Below are 19,143 nucleotides of genomic sequence, written 5' to 3'. Positions count from 1 at the left end.
CGAAGATGAATTCAGCCAAGAGTACGTCTTCGGGTGCGAGCGCGGCGCCGTGGCACGCCACGCCGGCCGAGGAGATCGAGCGTCAGCTCGACGTCGATCCATCGCAAGGGCTCGAGCCGGCGGACGCCGCAAAACGTCTCGGTGCCTACGGGCCGAACCTGCTGCCGCAAGGCAAGAAAAGCGGACCGCTGGCGCGCCTTCTTGCCCAGTTCAACAACGTGCTCATCTATGTGCTGCTCGCGGCCGGCTTCATCAAGCTGATGCTGAGCCTGTGGCTCGATGCCTCCATCATCTTCGCGGTCGTCATCCTCAACTCGCTGCTGGGCTTTCTGCAGGAAGGCCGCGCCGAAAAGGCGCTCGACTCGATTCGCAACATGCTCTCCGCGGAAGCGCGCGTGCTGCGCTCCGGGGAAGTTCGCCTCGTTCCCGCCGAAGAGATCGTTCCCGGCGACGTCGTGCTGCTGGAATCGGGCGACAGAATCCCGGCGGATATTCGTCTCGTGGAAGCGCGGAACCTGCGCACGGAAGAGGCGGCGCTCACGGGCGAATCCGTGCCGGCGGAGAAGAACACGGGCGTCATGCCCGCGCAGGCTACCGTCGGAGACCGCGAAAACATGGCGTTTTCCGGGACGATGGTCCTCTCCGGGCGCGCGACCGGCATCGTCGTGGCGACGGGCAGCCAGACCGAGCTCGGCCGCATCAACCAGATGCTCGCCGAGGTCAGCGCGCTGGAAACCCCGCTCCTGCGGCAGATCAAGAAGTTTGGATACGTCATCACGGCGGCCATCGGGATCATCAGCGTGCTGCTCTTCGCCTGGGGCCACTGGCTCGGCCACATGACGTTCATCCAGCTGTTCCAGGCCGTCGTGGGCATTGCGGTGTCGGTCATCCCCGAGGGCCTGCCTGCGCTCATCACCATCACGCTCGCCATCGGCGTGCAGCGCATGGCGAAGCGCAACGCCATCATCCGCCGCCTGCCGGCCGTCGAGACGCTGGGCTCCGTGTCGCGCATCTGCTCGGACAAGACGGGCACGCTCACGCTCATGGAGATGATGGTGACCTCCGTGGTGACGGCGGAGGCGCCCTACGAAGTGACCGGCGACGGCTACGCCCCCGAGGGCGAGGTCAAATCGGGCGGCAAGCCGCTCGACGCCGCGCCCGACGTCCTCACGCTCATGGGCCGCGTTTGCCTGCTCTGCAACGACGCCGGGCTGTTCCAGGAAGAAGGCAAGTGGAAGGTGGAAGGCGACCCGACCGAGGGTGCCCTCTATCCGTTCGCGGGCAAGCTCGGCATGGACCGTGCCGCGGAAACGGCGGCCGCCCCGCGCATCGACGCCATTCCGTTCGAGTCCGAGCACAAGTTCATGGCGACGCTGAACCGCTCGGCACAAGGCGAGATGCTGCTGGTGAAAGGCGCGCCGGAAGTCATCATCGAGCACTGCGACCGCCAGCAAACGGCGAGCGGCCCCGCCCCGCTCGATGGCGAGCGCTTCGCGCGCGAGGGCGAGCGGCTCGCCTCGCAGGGCGAACGCGTGCTCGCGCTCGCGTGGCTGCCGGACCCCGGCGTCGAATCCGGCAATCTCGGCCCGCAGGATTTGCCGAAGACGCTCGTGCTTCTCGGCCTCGTCGGCCTCATGGACCCGCCGCGCAAGGAAGCGATCGACGCCGTGCGCGAATGCCACGGCGGCGGCATTCGCGTCACGATGATTACGGGCGACCACAAGGTCACGGCCGCCGCGATAGCGGGCATGCTAGGCATAGGCGACGGCAGGACGGCCGTGGCCGGAACCGAAATCGAGGCCATGAACGACGCGGCGCTGCAGGAATGCGTTCGCGACGTGGATGTGTTCGCGCGCGCGAGCCCCGAGCACAAGCTGCGGCTCGTGAAGGCGATCCAGGCCAACCGCCAGGTCGTCGCCATGACAGGCGACGGCGTAAACGACGCACCTGCGCTCAAGAAAGCCGACATCGGCGTGGCGATGGGCATCAAGGGCACCGAGGTGACCAAAGAAGCCGCGGGCATGATTCTCGCCGACGACAACTTCGCCTCGATCTCAGCCGCAGTGAAGGAGGGACGCACGGTCTACAACAACATCGAGAAAGCCATGCTCTTCCTGCTGCCCACGAACATCGCCCAGGGCACCGTGATCGCCGTGGCGATCCTCTTCGCCTTTACGCTGCCAATCACGGCGCCACAGGTACTGTGGGTGAACATGGTCACGTCGGTCGCGCTCGGTCTCGTCATTTCCTTCGAGCCCCACGAAGCGGACGTGATGCGCCGACCTCCCCGTTCGATCGACAGACCCATCGTCACGCCCTTCGGCATCTGGCGCATTCTCTTCGTCGGCGCGGCGCTCGTGCTCTATACGCTCGCGGCCTTCTTCTGGATGAAGGCGCAGGGCGCGTCGGACCCGATGGCGCGCACGGCCGCCGTCAACGCGATCACGCTGGGCCAGGTGTTCTATCTCCTCAACAGCCGGTCGCTGATCAACTCGTCACTCTCCGTGCGCGCGCACATGGGCAATCCGTATCTCTGGTATGGCATCGCCGCGGTCGTGGTGCTGCAGCTCCTGTTCACTTATACCCCGCCCTTTCACGCCGTGTTCCAGACCGACGCCCTGCCGTTGTCGGCCTGGCTTTGGCTCGTGGTCGGGGCGGTCCTGTTCTTCCTCGTCGTGGAGATCGAGAAGCTCGTCATCCGCTCGATACCCGCGCTGAGAGCGTCGGTCACGCCCCAGCAGCGACGCCTGGATACGAGGACATACCATGATGCATAAAATCGCTTAGTCGAACTAAATTATCATTGGTGTCTTGGCTCGAAAGGGAGGGCTGATCGTCATGCTGACCGGTGCGAACCTGAATCTGATCGAGATTACCGGATTGCTGGTCGGCGGCCTCGCCCTCTTTCTGTTCGGGCTGGACCTCATGACGGGCGCGCTCAAGACCATCGCCGGGGCGCGCCTGCAATCGCTGCTGGGCTCGCTCACCGCCAACCGGTTTCGCGGCGTGCTTGCCGGCGCAGGCATCACGGCGCTGCTCAATTCGTCGACCATCACCACGGTCCTGCTCGTGGGTTTCGTTTCCGCGCGGCTCATGACGCTGCGGCAGGCCATACCGATGATCATGGGCGCCAATATCGGCTCGACGCTCACCGCGCAGATCATCGCGTTCAATATCTCGGCGCTCACGCCGTTCATGCTCGGGGGCGGCTTCCTGCTATACGGCTTCGCGAAACGCGAAATGCTGCGCGAGCTGGGCGGGGCGCTGCTCGGCCTCGGCCTGCTGTTTCTCGGCATCGAGATGATGGGCAACGCCACGCGGCCGCTGCGCGATTACCAGCCATTCATCGACGCCATGCAGGACATGCGCAATCCGCTGATCGGCATCGTGATCGGCGCGGTGTTCACGGCCATCGTGCAAAGCTCGGCGGCCACCTTGGCTATCGTGATCGCGCTCGGCAGCCAGGGGCTCATTCCGCTCGAATCGGGCATCGCGCTGATACTCGGCGCCAACGTGGGGACCTGCGGCACGGCGCTGCTCGCGTCGATAGGCAAGTCTGCGGAAGCCGCGCAGGTAGGCATTGTGCACCTGCTTTTCAACGTGCTTGGCGTGCTGTTCTTCGCTTTCGTCATTCCGCAGTTCGCCGATTTCGTGCGCATGATCTCGCCTTCCGCGCCCGAACTGAGCGGCGCGGCACGCCTTGCCGCCGAAACGCCGCGACAGGCCGCCAATGCGCACACGGTATTCAGCGTGTTCAGCACCTTCGTGCTGATCTGGTTCACGGGTCCCATCGCCACGCTGGCCGAGCGCCTCGCCCCTGCGGGGCGCGAAGCGTGGCAGGACCCCGGCGTGCCACGCTACCTCGACGACACGCTGATCGAAATGCCGGCACTCGCCATTGCCCGCGTGCAGCTCGAGCTGACCGCGCTCGGCGAGCAGGTCCAGACGCTGCTCCGGCATAGCGCCGCGCTCGTTGCGTCGAGCACCGCGCAGGCGCTCTCCACGGTGACGAGCGAAGACAAGGCCGCCGATTCGCTGAGCACCGCCATTCTGACCTATATTGGTACGTTATCCGAAGCAGTCCACAACGACGACGAAGGCCGGCAACTGGTGGATCTCGCGCGCATCGCGACCTGCCTTGACGCCATTCGCGAAGTGGCCACGACGAGCATGCTCGCAATCGGCCAGCGGCGCCTCGCGCAAAGCGCGGACGTGTCGCTGCTGAGAAGCCCCCCGGCGGTGCAATTCGCCAAGGGCGTGATCGACCACTTCACGCTTGCGGTGAAGACGATCACGCACCCGGATGCCGACGTCGTCACGCACATCGTCGGCGCCAAGGCTCAGATCGAGGCGCAGTCCGACCTCGCGCGACGGCACATCATGTCGGCCGTGCATCTTCGCAACGAAGAGGAAGCCTTTATTTTCCGCCTCGCCAACGACATGATCGAGCAGCTCAACGAAGTGGCGCGGCTCTCGCGCGCCATCGCCAAGGCCACGCGCTGGCTGCATGACGTGCATATGGCGGAGTCCGAACCCGAGGCAGAAGCGGAGCCAGCGCCGCAGCCCTGACGACGCTGGCGTCTCGCGTGCCGCCGATGGCCGCCGGCATGGGCCCGGCTGGCGCACGGCGCACGGGGACCGCCGGAATGGACCGAGGGGTCCGCTTCAAGGGTCCGGCGACACGCGGGCAACCGGGACGGTGCTCACTCCGCAGCGCAGTGGCACACCGCCTCGACGCGATTGCCAGCCGGATCGACGAGAAATGCGCCGTAGTAGCTCGCGTGATAATGCGGCCGCAAGCCGGGATCGCCGTCCGTTCGGCCACCAGCGGCGAGGCCGGCTGCATGGAACGCATCGACCTGCGCGCGCGAGGCCGCCTTGAAACACCAGTGCCGCCTGTTCGGGCCGATGTGGCTGGTGTCCAGATAGACGGCGAGACAGGATGATTGCGTATCGGCGGCGCTGCAACGCTCGCCATAGCCGAGCGCGTCGGGGCGGTCATACACCTTGGCCGCGCCCAGCGCGCTCATGATCGCGTCATAGAAGGGTCGCGCCGCGTCGAGATCGGGAACGCCGATCGACACATGATCGACAAGCTGCATCGTTGTCTCCAGTCCATGGTCGTGATCCACGACTATACCCGGGGAACGGCAGCGGGCCGACCGCGCGATGCGGCGTGCGCGCTACGCTCCTCGTCCGGTGCGGAACACCGAAACCACGGCGTTCAGCTGGTGCGCCTCGTTTTCGAGCGACGAAGCCGCGGCCGAAGCCTGCTCCACGAGCGCCGCATTCTGCTGGGTCACGAGATCCATCTGGCCCACGGCGACGTTCACCTGTTCGATGCCCGTGCTCTGCTCGGCCGCCGCCGACGCGATCTCGTTCATGATCGCGCTCACGCGCGCGATGGCCTCGACGATCTCGCCCATGGTCGAGCCCGAGCGCTCGACGAGGCCCGCGCCGGTTTCCACGCGCGAGGTCGACGACTCGATCAGCTCCTTGATCTCCTTGGCCGCCGCGGCGCTGCGCTGCGCGAGCGAGCGCACCTCGCTCGCGACCACGGCGAAACCACGGCCCTCCTCGCCCGCGCGGGCCGCTTCCACGGCTGCGTTGAGCGCCAGGATATTGGTCTGGAACGCGATCGCCTCGATTACGCCGACGATCTCGCCCACGCGCCGCGAGTCGCCCACGATGTCCTGCATGGTGCCGACCACTTCGCGCGAGAGTGCGCCGCCCTGCGCGGCGAGACCCGAGGCGCCTTCCGCGAGCGCGCTGGCCTGGCGCGCGTTGTCGGCGGTCTGCTTGACGGTGGAGGTGAGCTCTTCGATGCTCGCAGCCGTTTCCTCGAGCGAGGCGGCCTGCTGCTCGGTGCGTTGCGACAAATCCGTGTTACCCGCGGCGATCTCGCTCACGCCTTTGTCGATCGATTGCGCGCCTTCGCGCACGCTGCTGACCGTCTTGATGAGCGCGTCCTGCATCTGCCGCAGCGCGGCCTGGAGGCGGCCCATTTCATTGTCGCTCGTCGCCTCGACCGCGCCGCTCAGGTCGCCGGCAGCAATGCGCTGGAACTGGGCGATGGCCGCATCGACGGGATGCACGATCGCGCGCATGAGCGCGGTGCGGCCGATCCATGCGCACACGAGCGACAACACCATGCCCACGGCCACCGCGATGCTTACCAAGCTGAAGCGGTCCTGCCCTTCCTGATAGCGCTTCGCGCCGAGATCGAGCTGGCGCTTCTCGAGCACGAGCATCGCCTTTTCGAAGTTGCCGTAGAGCGCCGGCAGCTTGTGGCCCTGCAGTTCGTGGAACGCCGCCTTGTCGCCTGCCTTGAGCGCCGCCAGCGCCGGATCGACGCCATCGTGCAGGAAGCTGTTGCGCTTGGCCTGCATGTCGGCGACGAGATCCTGCGCCTCGCCTTCGCCGCTCGCAATCGACAGATAGTGCTCGAGACGCTCGTTCGAGTTCTTCAGATACTGGTCGAAGCGCTTGAGCACGGCGTCGGCGGCGTCGTGATCGCCGAGTTCGGAAAGCGATGCGTAGGTGGCGAGCGCAAGGCGCAGGCGCAGCAACTGGCCGGCGCTGCCTTCGAGATCCGCCACGGCCGGCGTATCGACGGTGTACATGATGCGCTGCGATTCGTTGCCCGCTCGCATGGACAGCAAGCCCATCGCGGCTCCGAGAATCAGCACGATCCCGAAGAACGCGATCATCAGGGTCAGGCTCGCGCGTATTGACAGCTTGTGAAGCATTCCTGGTCTCTCTCCGTGGGGCGCGCGGCTCTGGAGGCCGCGCGTGTCCCAGTCGTTTTCACGGTTGTCCCGGTGCGCTCACCCAGTACAGCCCAAGGCGGTCAGGCTGTTTAAGCGCCCTGTCCATGACAACGGCAGGAGAGGCCGCGAACTTTATGGTCCGCAGGAAAGAAGTACGGTCGTCAGTGAAGCTTCGTCATACGGGTCGACGGATGTCGCACCGTGCCGCGTTGGCGTCACACGCTTTCCGGCTGCGCGCCGGCACCGGTTGCGCCCGCTTCGTCCATCGGCACGAGATAGCGCAGCACGTCGCGCCAGCTCACGATGCCGACCGGGCGGAAATCGGCGTCCACGATGGGAATGCAAGAAACCTTGTTGGTGAGAAAGAGAGCCACGGCCTCGGAAAGGCTCGACTCGGGCCGCAGCGTGAGCGGCTTGCGGCTCATGATCTGGTGCACGCGCTTGTTGAGCGTGCCGAGATCGCGCGCGGATTCGACCACGCTGTCGATGAAGGGGCTGACCGCGCGCAGCAGGTCGCGATCGGAGACGACGCCCTGCAGCCTGCCGTCCTCGACGACGAGCAGATGGTGAAAGTTCGCCTTCGCGAAGATATCGCGAACCGTCTCCAGCGTATCGTCGAAACCAACGATGACGATACGTCTCGTCATGAATTTTTCTACTTGCATAGCCTTCCAGACCTGAATTGACTCGACCTCCCGCGCCGCGCGACCGGGGCGTCTGGTCGCGCGGCGCGGACTTCAAGCCCGTTATAACGACCGCGGGCAGTCAAATCTTCAGTCTGGAAGCACGCAAATGCGCGCCCGTGCTTCTACGCTTCGAGCGCGAGCGTCGCGAAAGTGGCGAGCCAGTGCTCGCCCATATAGTCTCCGGCCACATGGTCGAGGGCGCTGGCCAGATGCGTTTCGGCGGCAGCGTTCAACACCGCCACGCGCGCGTCGCCCTCGGGCAACGCACGCGCGAGCGCGCGCTGGCACCACGCGCGGCTCAAATTGAGCCCGTCGAGGTGGGCGATCTTGCCGTCGCTGCGGTCGGTTACGGTGGCCGGCGTGAAAAGCGTGGCGGGCTCGCGCACCGCCAGGTTGGGCAAGAAGCGCGTGAACCACGGTTCGAAGTCGCGCGCCGGCAGCACGCGGCTCATCAGCAAGGCCACGCTCAGCGCCGGCGAAAGGAATTCGTCGCCGCCGGGCTCCCACGCCTGGCAGTCGGCGTCGTTCGCATGCCAGCGCGTGGCGGTATCCGCGATCAGCGTGGCCAGCGCCGGGCGCGACGTGGCTTTCGCGAAGTCGTGGGCGAGCGTGAGCGCGAACGCCGTGTTGAAGTGCGTGCCCACGCGCAGCGGATAGGTCGCCTTCGGCAGAAAGTCCTCGAAACGCTCGACGAACCACATCGTGAGCGGAGCGAGCGCTGCCTTCCAGCGCGCGGCCTGCGGCAGCTTCAGCGCGTCCACCTGCGCGGCCAGCGCGAGCAGCCATGCCCAGCCATAGGGCCGCTCGAAGCCGCGATTGTGTGCGAGCGTGAGGTAGGCCATTTCGCCGGCCATCTTCTCTTCGGTGAAATGGTCGTCCGCCACGCCGATGATCCGGGGCGCCTCGGGCAGGTCGGGAAAGCGCGCCAGCAAATGCAGCACGAGCCAGTAGCCGTGCACGCACGAATGCCAGTCGTAGCTGCCATAGAAGACCGGATGCAGCGCGCGCGGGCCCTGCACGTCCTGCGGGCCTTCGAGCGAGTGCGTCAGCTTGTTCGGGTACTCGCGCGTGAGGTGCGCGAGCGCGAGCGAGGCGAACTTCGAGGCGTGGGCGGCGGTGAGGTGTGTGGTCATCGTGAGCTCATCAGAACCGGAAAACGAAGCAATACATCAGCAGCGTATTGACGACAAGAAGCAGCACGGCCGTGGGCCATTGCGCCTTGATCACACCGTTCTTGTCGCTCAGTTCGAGCAGCGCGGCCGGAACGATGTTGAAGTTGGCGGCCATCGGCGTCATGAGCGTGCCGCAGAAACCCGAGAGCATGCCGATTGCGCCCAGAATGGCCGGGTTGCCGTGGAACTGATGCACGATCAAAGGCAGGCCGATGCCCGCGGTCATCACCGGAAAGGCGGCGAATGCGTTGCCCATGATCATCGTGAAGAACGCCATGCCGAAAGTGTAGGCGGCCACGACGGCGAATGCCGAGTTTTGCGGAATCCAGTTCGTGACGAGCCCGGACACCACCTGGCCCACGCCGGCTGCTGCGAACAGCGCGCCGAGCGCCGCGAGCATCTGCGGCAGGATGGCGGCCCAGCCGACGGCGTCCATGGTGTGCCGTGCGCCCTTGAGCGCGTGCACGGGCGAATCGCGCAGCATGACGAGCGCGGCGCCGAACGCGACGAGCGTGGCGAGCACAAGCGAGATGAGCGTGACGTTCTTCGCCTCGACGAAGGGCGCGTACTTGAGCGTGAGCGTGCCGACCAGCGTGACGACGGGAATGAGCAGCGCGGGAATGAAGAGCTTGCTGCCGAAGCGGCGCGCGCTCTGCTCGCGGCGCGCCGCGGCCTCGGCGCGGTCGCCGCCCGAGGGGCTGCGGCCCAGCTTGCCCGAGCCCGCGATCAAGGCGAGCGCGATGGCGAGACACCCCGTCACGAAATGCGGAAGCTCGCCGCCAAAGACGAACGTCACGGCATAGACGCCCCAAAACACGAAGTTGATGACGCGTCGCGGATTCGCACGGTCGAGCAGATTGAAAACGGCGAACGACGCGAACATCAGGCCCGCGACGACATACAGCGATTCGAGCTTGATCACGATGCGGCTCCCTGGCGGCTCGCCGCTCCCTGCGCGCGCGGTGTTTTCAAGCGGCGCGAGAGATCGTGATCGAGCAGCTTGAGGCGCACGCAATGGATGATGAGCGCGGCAAAGGCAGTGGGAATTGCCCAGACGGAGACTTGCAGCGGTTGCACGACGATGCCGTTCTGCTCGAGGAAGCCCTTGATGAGCAGGATCGACTGGATTGCGATGAAAATGTCCTCGCCGAAGAACACGGCGATATTGTCGACCGCCGAGGCGTTGGCGCGGATTTGCTGGCGCACGGTGTCGGGCACATTGCCATGGCGACGGATCGCGGCCGCCTCGGCCATGGGCGCAATGAGCGGACGCACCATCTGCGCGTGGCCGCCCAGCGACGTCAGGCCGAGCGCGGCCGTGATCTGGCGGACGACGAAGTAGAGCATCAGCACGCGGCCGGTGGTGGCCGCGTGCACGCGCGAAATGAGCTGCTTTGCCTGCTCGCGCAGGCCGTTGCGTTCCAGCAGCGCGATGACGGGCAGCGTGAGCCAGACGAGGCCCATGTAGCGGTTATCGGCGAACGCCTTGCCAAAGGCACTGACGATCTCGACCGTGTGCAGACCGCCCGCGAGCCCTGTCGCGATGCCCGCGGCGGTCACGACGAGCAGCGCGTTCAGGCGCAATGCAAAGCCGATCACGACGATCGGCACCCCTATCAAAACCAGCATCTCTCCTCCGCCTTGGGTATGTCCTGTGACCGCGTGTGTTCCGGCCGGCCCGCGGAACCGGGCGCGCGAGCGCACCCTTCCCGTGGCGCTCGATGCAGCCTGGAAATCTATCACGGTAATTTATCGATAAAAAGTCGATAGATTACTTTTAAGGGTAGTCCCTGGGCTCGGTGCAATGGACCAATGCGGGTTCGACTGCGCCGCAAAGCAGGCGGACTCGTGGGAGAGCGCCGGAATTGGCGGTTAGTTGCATCGCGGCGCGACTTATAACGGGTCGTCGGCGCGCTACTTCTCGGCGATTGATTAGATATGCAGATCAAATGCGCGTTGTTCTTCGTCGTTTCCGGGGGCATTGTGGAACGACAATTCCACGCCGATACGCTCGCCGCTCCGCACCCGGCTGATCGCATGCCTGAGATTCGCGCGGTAATGGCCGGACGCGCCTTTGCATGGCCGCTGCGCCGTCGTGATGATCGCCGCGTCGCCGGCACCGAGCGGCACGACCATCGGCCGCGATTGCATGCGCGGGCGCTGCTCCGTCATCACCAGTTCGCCGCCCGTGAAATCTTTTCGCGGCTGCGTGAGCAAAGCGACGACCTGTAAAGGAAATACATGTTGTCCATCGCTGCGCCGATGCAACGCCAGATAGTCGCCGGCACGCAGAAGGTTCACATGCGATTGCGCCTTCGTCTGCCCCGCCTGGCCGTTGCGCTCCAGAAACGCAGACAGTTCCGCCGGATACCGGTACGCGACGTTGAGCATTTCGTTCCAACGGTTGGCGACAGGCGCCAGCTGGCGATAGAAGTCCGTTCGCCATTGCGCCCACGGCTGCGACAGACCGGCGCTGAAATACAGCAGTTCGCCCCGCCCGGCATCGACGGCCTCAAGGGGCTTTCGGCACCGTGCATTCGACTTGCAGGCCTCGCGTGCGAGTTGGCAAGCCTGGTCTGCGCCGATCAGGCGAGGCAGCACCGCATAGCCTTCGCTGTCCAGTTGCGCGGCGATCGCGGTCCAATCCAGCTCCCCGATCCGGTTGGCCAAGGTGGTCATGGGCGAAATTCCGCTTGCGCTAAAAACCGGGAAGCATCGCGCTGCGTGGCCCCTCGCGTCTAGCCGGAACCGCCTTCTCATGTTCGAGCAGCCAGCGTTTGCGATGCAAGCCCCACGCGTAGCCCTTGAGGTCGCCGGTACTGGCGATCACGCGATGACACGGCACGACGATGGCGACGGGATTCGCTCCATTTGCGGCGCCAATATCGATTGCCGCGCGCGGATCTTCGAAACCCAGCTCTCTCGCGAGCTTGCCGTAGCTCGTCGTGCTCCCGGCCGGAATGCGGCGCAGCGCGGCCCAGACCTTCTGTTGCAGATCGGAACCCGACACGGCGACCGACAGAGAATCGAGCGCATTCAGTTCGCCGGAGAAATAGCCGGCCATAGCCTCGGCGATGGGAGCGGGCGCCAGCGCCTCGATCAATTCGGCAGTACCGTAACGCTCGCGCACGCCGCGATGCAGGCGGGCTCGATGATCCGTGAATTCGAGCGCGTGCAGATACTGCCGGGCGTCGCTCACCAGCAGGAGATCGCCGAGCGGTGACTGGAGATGGCTGAGAAATAATTGCATGATGCGGTCCTTATGGTCATTGGCCGTCGAAAGCAGGCATCCGGTGCGTGCTAACGTGAATCATGAAAAATCAGGCCAACGGTGTGGCGCATTCCACTGCGCAGCACGCTCACGCCATGCCGCATGGCCACCTTGCGCGTGCCGCCACGTTTGCTCGTCGCCGGGCGCTGATTGACGGCAAACAGCACGGCATCGCCCTGCTCCAGCGGAATCACTTCGGCATGCTGACCGTTCGATGCGCTCTCCGTCATCACGAACTCGCCGCCTTCGAAATCGGCGCCGGGTCTGGAGAGCAACATCGCCACCTGCAGCGGAAACACGTGTTCGCCGTAAAGGTCCTGATGCAGGCAGTTGTAGTCGCCCGGACCGTACTGCAGGATGAGCGGGGTCGGGCGCGTCTGTCCCGCACGATGGCAGTGGTCGAGAAAGACGTCGAGTTCGTCCGGGTACTGCACGTCGATACCCAGTTGCCGGTTCCAGCGATTGGCGATCGGCGCGAGGTGAGGATACAGCGCATGCCGTAACCGGTGTAACAGCGGCGGCAGCGGATACGCAAAGTACTTGTATTCGCCGCGGCCGAAATTGTGGCGCGCCATCACGATGCGCGAGCGAAAGCAATCGTCCCTCGCATACAATGCGGCGAGGTGTGCGCACTGCTCCGGTCTGAGCACGCGGGGCAACACGACGTTGCCGTGCGCGTCGAGCGATCGCTCGATCTCCGCCCAGTCGTACGGCACCGAATCCGGCTTGTCTGTCCTCATGCCCGTGGCTTTCATCATGCCCTTCCGTTGTTCCCGCAACGCGTATTCCGTCGATCACGTGCGCAAGCCCTGCGCCACCGTCCCGATGATCACAGTACGCTAGCTGGCCTTGCGTTCCGATCCGGATCTTGCTGTGTAATTCGACGCGCGCGATTGCGCAAATACCCCGTGAATACCGGGAGAATGTCACGACAAGAAACGAATACCGCAGGGAATCGAACTGGTCGATATATCTGCGTCGCCGACGAAATCGTCGCGCCGGACATGCGGCTCAAGTATTCGCTGATCGACCGCGCCGCACGCGTCGCCGGCATCGCGTCTTTGCTGCGCTGGAACGCGCGAGATTAACGTGATTGGCGAAGATATTCCGGCACTCAGCAAGCCCGTCCTGGGTGATCGCGAATATTTTGGCATCCTTGAATTTTCTTTCCGAATCATCAGATGAAAGGTGAACGCACTCGCGAACGCCCGTGGCGCCGGGAGTTGGGAGGCCGTCGTGCGCAAGCGCCGTTCCTTGCGAATTATTTTCAATTTCTTTCGCGTTTTTTTCATTTACCGTCATCGGCAACGAATGAAGTTCGCATTGCGAACCTGTTCGCCTCCCTCAAGCACCGGGGTCCGCCCATGACGATAAAAACGACGAAAGTCTCCATTTGTCTGCCAACGTGCAACCGGCCAGATCTGCTTGTCCGGTGCATCGAATCGTGCCTCATGCAAACGCATGCGAACATCGAGATCGTGATTGGCGACGACTCCTCCGACGATCGCACGGAGCGCCTGATCGCCTCGCGTTATCGCGACGATCCGCGCATCGACTACCGGCGCAACCTGCCCGCGCTCGGCCAGGCACGCAACGTCGCGAGCCTTTTTGCGCGCGCGAGCGGCGACAAGATCCTCCTGATCCACGACGACGATTACCTGCTCGTGCACTGCATTGAGCGATTGCTTGCGCAGTGGGAGCGTTATCCGGATCTCGACGTGGCGTTCGGCGATCAATACGAAACCGACCATCACGGGCGCATCAATCACGCCGCGAGCCGGCGCATGAACGCCGCGTATCGCCGGACGGCCAGCGCAGCCGGGCTGCAAACGCCGCCGGGCCGGGCCGGCATCGTGCAGATGTTTCCCAACAACGGCTGGCTCGCGAATGCGGCACTCGTCAAGCAGATCGGCTACGACGACCACTACGGCACCTGCTGCGATTACGTGTTCGGGACGCGGCTCTGCCTTGCCGCGCGGCGCGTATGCTACGTGAACGAGCACGTCTCCTGTTATCGTATTACCGATGTTTCGGTATCCCAGGCAACGCGGTGCTCGGTCAATGCGTCGTCGATTTCCGCCTGGCATTTTCTCAAAGGCCTCTCGCTGCCGGCCGAGCTCGAACCGGCGCGCAAGCTCGCGCTGCGCCGGCTCGTGCCGATCGTAGTGTCGCTGCTCGCGCGCAATCACGAGGCACGCGCCGGTTTGCAGCTCGCGCTCGGCAATCTCTACGCCTATCGGTTCGGCTTCAGCGCGCGGTTCTACTATCACCTGCTGATGATCTGGAAAGCCGCACGCCTCTCCCGCGGCGAGTCCGTTGCCTTACTGGGCATGCCCGACGAGCAACCGGTCGATACTTCGAGAACGCGCATGCCGTAGCAGACGCTTCGAGCCGTATGCCGCTGGTTTTTGGCCCCGCGCGCAAACCGCCACCGCGATCACGAGCATGGCCGGCGAAATCCGCAGAAATACGCCGAAGCCGAAAATCGGTCGCATCACAGTCTCCGTTCCGCTGTACATGGCGTTCTCCTTGCCTGATGGGCGGTCGGCTGCATTTGCGTCATTGTCGACATTTATAGCTTATATACCGCTTTTATTCGCATCTTTTCCGGTATATAGCACACGAATGTACACACCTTAAGCATCGGCCTGCGGCTTCAAAGACAAACCCGGCGGGGGGTTTGTTACAATCTCCGGCGCCGCGCACGGTCGCGGCGCCTCGGGGGGAAAACGCATGGATGAAGACGTCGGCGTGCTGGCCGCCTCGGAAGCGGACGAGCAGACGCCGGTAGCCGAAATCGTCGAGTGGGTGGCGCGCGGGATTATCGAAGGCCGGCTGCATCCCGGCGACGACCTCAATTCGGTCGATCTCGCGAAGCGCTTCGGTGTGAGCCGCACGCCGGTGCGCGAGGCGCTCTTTGCGCTCTCGCGCGAGAGGCTCGTCGACTGGTCGCCGCGCCGTCGCCCGCGTGTGGCCGCCATGCAGCTCAAGGAAGTGCGCGAAATCTACGAACTGCGTGCGTTGCTCTACGCGCAGGTCTCGCTGGCAATCGTCGAGCACGCCACGGACGAGGACATCGAATCGCTCTGGCGCGCCTGTCGCAAACTCGCCGATATCGCGTCCGAAGGCGATGTGGACGGCTACTTCCGGGCCAACGTCGCGTTTCGCGACCTGGAGTTGCGCGTGAGCCGCAACGGCATCTTCAAGGAAGTGCTGGACTCCATGCGCATGCGTACCAACCGGCTGCGCCACCTGAGCACGTCGTTGCCTGGCCGTTTGCAGCGCTCCCGCGCCGATCATGAGCGGCTGTGCGAGGCCTATGCCGAGCGCAACGGCGTGCTTGCTGCGGCGCTGAACCGTTCGATTGTGATCGGCGCGCTACGCGCAATCGAAGCGGCTTGGGAAAACCTGCACTGAACGCGCGATGCCGCCGCGCAGCGCAGCCGTGCTCGCTCCAGGCCGGAGCATCGAGGCCGTACCCTTTTATTTACGCGGATGTCGCGCCGGAGAAGGCGTAAAGCCCTCCCCGGCCAGGCTTGCCGAAAGGCCGGCGATGCCAGATACTTGACGATTCGACCGAATTCCCTCCGCATTCTCCGTTCTACCGGGTTCTTTCTCATGAGCACAATTCTTGAAAGCCTTCCGACCGGCCAAAAAGTCGGCATTGCGTTCTCCGGCGGCCTCGACACCAGCGCCGCGCTGCACTGGATGAAGCTGAAGGGCGCCGTACCCTACGCCTACACCGCGAACCTTGGCCAGCCCGACGAAGACGACTACGATTCGATCCCGCGCCGCGCGACCGAATACGGCGCCGCGGGCGCCCGCCTGATCGACTGCCGCGCGCAACTCGTGGCCGAAGGCATTGCCGCCCTGCAATGCGGCGCGTTCCACATCTCGACGGCTGGGGTCACGTACTTCAATACGACTCCGATTGGCCGCGCCGTGACCGGCACGATGCTCGTGGCCGCAATGAAGGAAGACGGCGTCAACATCTGGGGCGACGGGTCGACCTACAAGGGCAACGACATCGAGCGCTTCTACCGCTACGGCCTGCTCGTCAACCCGGACCTGAAGATCTACAAGCCGTGGCTTGACCAGCAGTTCATCGACGAGCTGGGCGGCCGCTCGGAAATGTCGGAATTCATGCGCCAGTCGGGCTTCGAATACAAGATGTCGGCGGAGAAGGCCTATTCGACCGACTCGAACCTGCTCGGTGCGACGCACGAAGCGAAAGACCTCGAAAGCCTCGAGAGCGGCATCAAGATCGTGAACCCCATCATGGGCGTGGCGTTCTGGCGCGACGACGTCAAGATCGACAAGGAAGAAGTGACGATCCGCTTCGAGGAAGGCCAGCCGGTCGCGCTGAACGGCCAGGCCTTCCCGAATGCCGTCGAACTGCTGCTGGAAGCGAACCGCATCGGTGGCCGTCATGGTCTTGGCATGAGCGACCAGATCGAAAACCGCATTATCGAGGCGAAGAGCCGCGGCATCTATGAAGCCCCGGGCCTCGCGCTGCTCTATATCGCATACGAGCGCCTCGTGACGGGCATCCACAACGAAGACACGATCGAGCAGTACCGCGAGAACGGGCGCCGCCTCGGCCGTCTGCTGTACCAGGGCCGCTGGTTCGATCCGCAGGCGATCATGCTGCGCGAAACGGCCCAGCACTGGGTTGCGCGCGCCGTCACCGGTGAGGTGAAGATCGAACTGCGCCGCGGCAACGACTACTCGATTCTCAGCACGAAGTCGGACAATCTCACATATCAGCCGGAGCGTCTGTCGATGGAGAAAGTCGCCTCGACGTTCTCGCCGCGAGACCGTATCGGCCAGCTCACGATGCGCAACCTCGACATCACCGACACGCGCGAGAAACTGCGCGTCTACTCGAAGGTCGGTCTGCTCGCGCCGGGCGCCGCTTATACGCTGCCGCAACTGAACGACGAGAAGAAGTAACGCGTCGTCGGTTTTTGGGAAAAAGGGAAGGCTTTGGCCTTCCTTTTTTATTGCTTCGCGGGTTGGGGTAGTCGAGTTACCCACAGATTCAGTGGGCAAGCTTGTGGAGAACGCCCCGGACGAGGCCCCCAAGCCGTTGATCTCATGGATTTTTCCACTCGCGGGATCGTACCGGGCAACGTGCGGCCCGAAGCCCCAACACGCTTGCCATGACTTCAACCGTCAGGCGTATTGGCAGACGCTCACTGGGCGGCAAGTTGCTTCATTTTCCCGTAGACGAATTGTCCGAAATACCACGACAAGTCGGAGTGGTTGAGGATGTTCGCGTCGGACAGCGCGCCCGCTTCGAGCTTCAGGCGCCGCAGCATGAGTTTGCCAGCCTGTGAGGCAATATAGAGCCGCACCAGTTCCTTGCGGGTCTTCTCGTCGGCCGATTCGAAGTGCTCCCGGCCCCGTGCGACCTCCTCGTTGCGCTTCGACCTCGCCTCTTCATCGCGCGCCGCGATGCTCTGCTTCACCGCCGTGGTGGTCGCCGTCTTCGCGGTTTCCTGCGCGGTCGCCGCCACGGCCAGCTCGCTCTGGATCGCCACCATTTTGCGCTCGGCCTCCGAGACCTGCCAGTTGTGGCTTAGCGCCTTCATCAGATAGCCCGCGGGGCTCTTGGTCACCTTGCCCTGGTTGAGCCGGAAACGCGTGTACTCGATAGCCTGCCGGATGCGCTCGTCGGTCCAGCTCATGCGGTGCTCGGCAATTACGTCGAACTGTTTGTTGCTGAGGCCGAACTCCTGCTTGAGCGTAAGCAACAGGTCGTGCGCGTCGGGTTGCCGGGTCAACAGCGCCGCGACCGTATCCTTGCGCTTCATCCGAAAGCGGATCTTGTTGATCTTGCGCGAGGTTTCCGAGTCGGCCCGGGTTTCGTAGCTGAGATCGAGGTCCGAAAGCTCGTTGATCTGGCGTACCGCGGGGTCAAGGTACTTGGGCCGGAAATGCTTGAACTCCGACGCGCTCGTACCTAGCTTGCCGGGCCAGCGCCGCATGACGTCGAGCTCGATCCAGTCGGTGAGGCCTGCCGCCACGTAGGGTTGCACGTAGTCGTAGATTGCTCGGGCATAGGTCTGCGAAAACGACGCCGTGATACACAGATTCAGCCAGTGATGCTTGTCAGGGCCCGTGATGTGCCGCAGCATCAGCGGCGGGATACGGAACTGAATGCGCCCCTTGCCGATCTTGACGCTGCCCATCAGTTGCTCGGAAATCCACTGGTCGTCTTCGTTGGGAGCACGATCGGGCGGCGTGTCGGTCACTTCGATCAGCACGCGCTGCGCTTCCTTGATGACGCTCTGCAAATGGCGCACGTTGCGGCTTTCATAGCGCATGAGCCATTTGAAGTAATTCAGGTCGACGTCGTAAATATCGCGCGGCGCCGGCTCCTGGGCAGCGATGAAATACGCGGCATCGATAAAACGGCGTGAAGAGAGCCCAAGCCCATTGATGGCGACGAAGACGTTGTTGCGCTGAAAGCCGATCTCGCGCGTGCTTTCATTGATCGGCTGACCGGACATCTCCTCAAAGAGGCCCAGCGACATCTGCTGTGTGGTCGTCCTCCGCCCGCTCTCCTCCGACATACACCCGTTCTCCCCGTCGACATTGGCGGGCACTCTATCACTCCGCAAACACAAGTCAACACAATAAACGTTACCTCAAACAACGCCCTGGTTTGGCTTGCGCACATAAAACGTGCCGGGTCGCACAAATATCTCTACACCGGCAACACATAATCCGGCACCTCGAAGCACATAAAACGGTGCATCGAGCACATATAACGGTGCTTTTTTCCGGCAAGTCGTTGAATCAAAAGGATATGGGCGGCCTTGTTAGTTGGTCGGTAGGTTTTTATGTTTAAAGTAAACAAACAAACCGCTCGACGAACATACGCTGAACCAGAGTTTCACTGTGATGTGTCTCGCAAGACAGTGAAAGAATCGCAGTGCCCCGGATTTAAAGGCTCAGCGCTATGAACTACCCGAGCGGAACGAACGGGCCGCGGGATAAAGCTCGTCACAGGTAACGATTTCTGTGCAGAACCAGCGGTCTAAGGAAGTGGTTTATGTGCAGGGCGCCCGAAATCGCCTCGATTGCGCCCGCTGCATTGAAGGTAGGCGCCATGATGTCGCTTTCAGTGCTCTCCAGAGTGGGCGAAGCGCGAGGCAACGGTTTATGTGCAGATATCGGCGCTACCGCAATAGCAACGTTTTTTGTGCATCAACGTCGTGGGACGCTTCAAGGTAACG

Annotated in this window: 16 protein-coding genes; 6 read left to right on the top strand and 10 right to left on the bottom strand. The window is 63.7% G+C overall.

Annotated elements, in window-relative coordinates; all coding sequences use genetic code 11:
* Positions 1 to 5 precede the first annotated feature (5 nt).
* Both BLU17_RS03720 and BLU17_RS03715 read left to right on the top strand, forming a co-directional pair.
* Positions 6 to 2,777 (top strand): HAD-IC family P-type ATPase, encoded by a 2,772-nt coding sequence (locus BLU17_RS03720; protein WP_091994595.1) that lies wholly within the window; start codon positions 6 to 8, stop codon positions 2,775 to 2,777.
* A 61-nt stretch (positions 2,778 to 2,838) separates the two neighbouring features.
* Positions 2,839 to 4,569, top strand: coding sequence for a Na/Pi cotransporter family protein (locus BLU17_RS03715; protein ID WP_091994592.1), 1,731 nt, complete (start codon positions 2,839 to 2,841; stop codon positions 4,567 to 4,569).
* 134 nt (positions 4,570 to 4,703) lie between these two features.
* Here BLU17_RS03715 and BLU17_RS03710 read toward each other — a convergent pair whose 3' ends face one another.
* The 9 genes from BLU17_RS03710 to BLU17_RS03670 all read right to left on the bottom strand — a co-directional run bounded on the left by BLU17_RS03710 (position 4,704) and on the right by BLU17_RS03670 (position 12,654).
* Complete coding sequence (locus tag BLU17_RS03710; protein ID WP_091994589.1) at positions 4,704 to 5,102, bottom strand: VOC family protein; 399 nt, start codon at positions 5,100 to 5,102, stop codon at positions 4,704 to 4,706.
* A gap of 81 nt (positions 5,103 to 5,183) precedes the next feature.
* A complete protein-coding gene (locus BLU17_RS03705; protein WP_091994586.1) occupies positions 5,184 to 6,749 on the bottom strand; it encodes a methyl-accepting chemotaxis protein in 1,566 nt (521 codons plus the stop codon).
* A 236-nt stretch (positions 6,750 to 6,985) separates the two neighbouring features.
* Positions 6,986 to 7,435 (bottom strand): CBS domain-containing protein, encoded by a 450-nt coding sequence (locus BLU17_RS03700; protein ID WP_091994581.1) that lies wholly within the window; start codon positions 7,433 to 7,435, stop codon positions 6,986 to 6,988.
* 143 nt (positions 7,436 to 7,578) lie between these two features.
* The gene (locus tag BLU17_RS03695; RefSeq protein WP_091994578.1) at positions 7,579 to 8,589 is read right to left on the bottom strand and encodes a DUF2891 domain-containing protein; all 1,011 of its coding nucleotides are present in this window, start codon (positions 8,587 to 8,589) and stop codon (positions 7,579 to 7,581) included.
* A 10-nt stretch (positions 8,590 to 8,599) separates the two neighbouring features.
* Complete coding sequence (locus BLU17_RS03690; protein ID WP_091994575.1) at positions 8,600 to 9,550, bottom strand: DUF979 domain-containing protein; 951 nt, start codon at positions 9,548 to 9,550, stop codon at positions 8,600 to 8,602.
* On the bottom strand, positions 9,547 to 10,257 hold the full coding sequence (locus BLU17_RS03685) for a DUF969 domain-containing protein (protein WP_091994573.1): 711 nt from the start codon (positions 10,255 to 10,257) through the stop codon (positions 9,547 to 9,549). Before BLU17_RS03685 ends, BLU17_RS03690 begins: the two co-directional genes overlap by 4 nt.
* 303 nt (positions 10,258 to 10,560) lie before the next feature.
* Positions 10,561 to 11,307 carry a 2OG-Fe(II) oxygenase gene (locus tag BLU17_RS03680; RefSeq protein ID WP_091994569.1) on the bottom strand — a complete coding sequence of 249 codons (747 nt, stop codon included), beginning with the start codon at positions 11,305 to 11,307 and terminating at the stop codon, positions 10,561 to 10,563.
* A 19-nt stretch (positions 11,308 to 11,326) separates the two neighbouring features.
* Positions 11,327 to 11,878: a methylated-DNA--[protein]-cysteine S-methyltransferase gene (locus tag BLU17_RS03675; RefSeq protein WP_091994566.1), complete on the bottom strand. Its 552-nt coding sequence runs from the start codon at positions 11,876 to 11,878 to the stop codon at positions 11,327 to 11,329.
* A 50-nt stretch (positions 11,879 to 11,928) separates the two neighbouring features.
* Positions 11,929 to 12,654 (bottom strand): 2OG-Fe(II) oxygenase, encoded by a 726-nt coding sequence (locus BLU17_RS03670; RefSeq protein WP_091995069.1) that lies wholly within the window; start codon positions 12,652 to 12,654, stop codon positions 11,929 to 11,931.
* Positions 12,655 to 12,807: 153 nt separating this feature from the next.
* Here BLU17_RS03670 and BLU17_RS32185 point away from each other — a divergent pair, with 153 nt between their 5' ends.
* The 4 genes from BLU17_RS32185 (at position 12,808) to argG (ending at position 16,852) form a co-directional block, all read left to right on the top strand.
* Positions 12,808 to 12,987, top strand: a complete 180-nt coding sequence (locus BLU17_RS32185) for a hypothetical protein (RefSeq protein WP_143189172.1) — start codon at positions 12,808 to 12,810, stop codon at positions 12,985 to 12,987.
* 276 nt (positions 12,988 to 13,263) lie between these two features.
* Entirely contained in the window at positions 13,264 to 14,277 is a 1,014-nt protein-coding gene (locus BLU17_RS03665) for a glycosyltransferase family 2 protein (RefSeq protein ID WP_091994563.1), read from the top strand.
* 355 nt (positions 14,278 to 14,632) lie between these two features.
* Positions 14,633 to 15,316 (top strand): GntR family transcriptional regulator, encoded by a 684-nt coding sequence (locus BLU17_RS03660; RefSeq protein WP_091994560.1) that lies wholly within the window; start codon positions 14,633 to 14,635, stop codon positions 15,314 to 15,316.
* A 201-nt stretch (positions 15,317 to 15,517) separates the two neighbouring features.
* Positions 15,518 to 16,852, top strand: a complete 1,335-nt coding sequence (gene argG, locus BLU17_RS03655; RefSeq protein ID WP_091994557.1) for an argininosuccinate synthase — start codon at positions 15,518 to 15,520, stop codon at positions 16,850 to 16,852.
* Positions 16,853 to 17,094: 242 nt separating this feature from the next.
* Here the strand turns inward: argG and BLU17_RS03650 are convergent, their stop codons facing one another.
* A complete protein-coding gene (locus tag BLU17_RS03650) occupies positions 17,095 to 18,477 on the bottom strand; it encodes a replication initiation protein (protein WP_091994554.1) in 1,383 nt (460 codons plus the stop codon).
* Positions 18,478 to 19,143 lie beyond the last annotated feature (666 nt).

Origin of the sequence: Paraburkholderia lycopersici, assembly GCF_900096975.1 — a bacterium.
Classification (GTDB): Bacteria; Pseudomonadota; Gammaproteobacteria; order Burkholderiales; family Burkholderiaceae; genus Paraburkholderia; species Paraburkholderia lycopersici.
This window is presented reverse-complemented; position numbering and strand designations above follow the sequence as displayed.

Coding starts and splice junctions, on each gene's coding strand:
- BLU17_RS03710 (WP_091994589.1), bottom strand. CDS start 5,102: ATGCAGCTTGTCGATCATGTGTCGATCGGCGTTCCCGATCTCGACGCG.
- BLU17_RS03715 (WP_091994592.1), top strand. CDS start 2,839: ATGCTGACCGGTGCGAACCTGAATCTGATCGAGATTACCGGATTGCTG.
- BLU17_RS03670 (WP_091995069.1), bottom strand. CDS start 12,654: ATGAAAGCCACGGGCATGAGGACAGACAAGCCGGATTCGGTGCCGTAC.
- BLU17_RS03680 (WP_091994569.1), bottom strand. CDS start 11,307: ATGACCACCTTGGCCAACCGGATCGGGGAGCTGGATTGGACCGCGATC.
- BLU17_RS03720 (WP_091994595.1), top strand. CDS start 6: ATGAATTCAGCCAAGAGTACGTCTTCGGGTGCGAGCGCGGCGCCGTGG.
- BLU17_RS03665 (WP_091994563.1), top strand. CDS start 13,264: ATGACGATAAAAACGACGAAAGTCTCCATTTGTCTGCCAACGTGCAAC.
- BLU17_RS03660 (WP_091994560.1), top strand. CDS start 14,633: ATGGATGAAGACGTCGGCGTGCTGGCCGCCTCGGAAGCGGACGAGCAG.
- BLU17_RS03700 (WP_091994581.1), bottom strand. CDS start 7,435: ATGCAAGTAGAAAAATTCATGACGAGACGTATCGTCATCGTTGGTTTC.
- BLU17_RS03705 (WP_091994586.1), bottom strand. CDS start 6,749: ATGCTTCACAAGCTGTCAATACGCGCGAGCCTGACCCTGATGATCGCG.
- BLU17_RS03650 (WP_091994554.1), bottom strand. CDS start 18,477: ATGTCGGAGGAGAGCGGGCGGAGGACGACCACACAGCAGATGTCGCTG.
- BLU17_RS03685 (WP_091994573.1), bottom strand. CDS start 10,257: ATGCTGGTTTTGATAGGGGTGCCGATCGTCGTGATCGGCTTTGCATTG.
- BLU17_RS03675 (WP_091994566.1), bottom strand. CDS start 11,878: ATGCAATTATTTCTCAGCCATCTCCAGTCACCGCTCGGCGATCTCCTG.
- BLU17_RS03695 (WP_091994578.1), bottom strand. CDS start 8,589: ATGACCACACACCTCACCGCCGCCCACGCCTCGAAGTTCGCCTCGCTC.
- argG (WP_091994557.1), top strand. CDS start 15,518: ATGAGCACAATTCTTGAAAGCCTTCCGACCGGCCAAAAAGTCGGCATT.